The following is a 1732-nucleotide window of genomic DNA, read 5'->3' on the forward strand; positions in this document are numbered from 1 at the left end:
CTCCGAATAGCATAGCCTTGGCGGGTGTTGTTGGAGCCAGGATAGCACCGCGGCCCTGCCCAGCCAAGACACCACCCCCTCATGACGCCACCGCCTCAAGCAGTTCGGCGATTTCCGCCTCCACTTGCTTCAGATCCGCGTCGATGGCCTCCAGGGGCCGGGGGGGCTGGTACTGGTAGAAGTAGCGATTGAAGTTGATCTCGTAGCCGACGATGCCCACCTGGCCGTCCTTCTTGTCCTTCTTGGTCTTGTCGATCCAGGCGTCTGGCACGTGGGACAGGACTTCTCGCTCGAAGTAATCCTGAATCTCTTCGGAGAGGGGTACGTTCTCATGGTCGCGCAGATCGGGGTCGGGCTCGGGATTGCCCTTGGCGTCGTGGCAGATTACAGCCTGTTCATCTCTTTCCCCACAGGCCATCCAGATCGGTTTGAGCTGGGCGGTGGTCAGCTTGATGCCCCGGGTCTTGAGCGCGGATTTGAGTTCCGCGAGAAAATCCTCGCGGTTCATCCAGAGGGTATCGCCCGCTAGGGATTCCAAGGCCTTCCGGACGGGTTCCTGCTTGTCCTTGAGGTTCTGGAACGGCTTGCCCGCCATGTAGCTGGCGATGCTCTCGCGGGTGACCTGGAAACGGAGCCTCAGCGGTCGCTCCACGGTGATTCGCCGGTAGCCAAAGTCCTCGGTATCGAACAGCTTGCTCACCGGAGTTTCTTCAAAGTTATCGTGAAGGCGGGCAATTTCGGCAATCTGCTCATCCGTCAGCCAGCGGCGCTTGCTGCCCAGGCTTTTGCGCATGGGCGTATGGATGCCGGTGGCGTCGATGAGCTGCACCAGTCCCTTGCGGCGCGGTTCCTTGTCAGTATCCAGCACCCAGACATAGGTGCCAATGCCGGTGTTGTAGAATAGATCCGTGGGCAGGGCGACGATGGCCTCCAGCCAGTCGTTCTCCAGGATCCAGCGGCGGATTTCCGATTCGCCAGAGCCGGCGGACCCGTTGAAAAGAGGTGAACCCGACAGGATTATGCCAATGCGGGTGCCACCTTCCGACTCGGGCTTGCGCTTGGACAGCAGGTGCATGAGAAACAGCATGGAACCGTCGCTGACCCGGGGCAGCCCAGGGCCAAACCGCCCGGAATAACCCAGTACCCGGTGTTCGCCTTTCACCGCTTTCTGCACTTTTTTCCAGTCCACACCAAAGGGCGGATTGGCCAGGCAGTAATCGAAGCGCTCACCGGGCAGCAGGTCGTTGGAGAGCGTGTTACCCAGCTTGATGTTCTTGGTGTCATACCCCTGAATCAGCTTGTCAGCCACGCAGATGGCGTGGGTTTCCGGGTTGAGTTCCTGGGCGTAAGGGATCAACCGCGCATCGGGATTCCACTCGTTCACCAATTCGATGGCGGATGAAAGAAATCCGCCGGTGCCGGCGGCGCAGTCATAGACGGTTCGCACCACACCCTCGCCACCCAAGGCTTCATGGTCATTGGAAAAGACCAGGGTGGTGGTCAGGCGAACCACGTCCCGAGGCGTGTAGAATTCACCCGCCGTATCGTTGGCCGATTCGGCGAATCGGCGGATCAGGTGCTCGAAAATCAGCCCCATTTCGTGATTGGAGATCCGGTCGGGATGCAGGTCGATACCCCGGAATTCCTTCACTACCAGATAAAGCAGGTCGTGCTGGTCGAGTTTGTCGATCCAGTTGCTGAAGGAAAACTCGTCGAAGATCTGCCGAGCGTT

1 protein-coding gene is annotated in these 1732 nt (G+C 59.4%); it reads right to left on the reverse strand.

Annotated elements, in window-relative coordinates; genetic code table 11:
• Positions 1-79: 79 nt before the first annotated feature.
• The coding region (locus ACOCD2_RS18740; RefSeq protein ID WP_293648483.1) for an HsdM family class I SAM-dependent methyltransferase at positions 80-1732 on the reverse strand (1653 nt) is incomplete at its 5' end.

Origin of the sequence: Thiolapillus sp., from assembly GCF_048562965.1 — a bacterium.
GTDB classification, from domain to species: domain Bacteria; phylum Pseudomonadota; class Gammaproteobacteria; order Chromatiales; family Chromatiaceae; genus Thiolapillus; species Thiolapillus brandeum_A.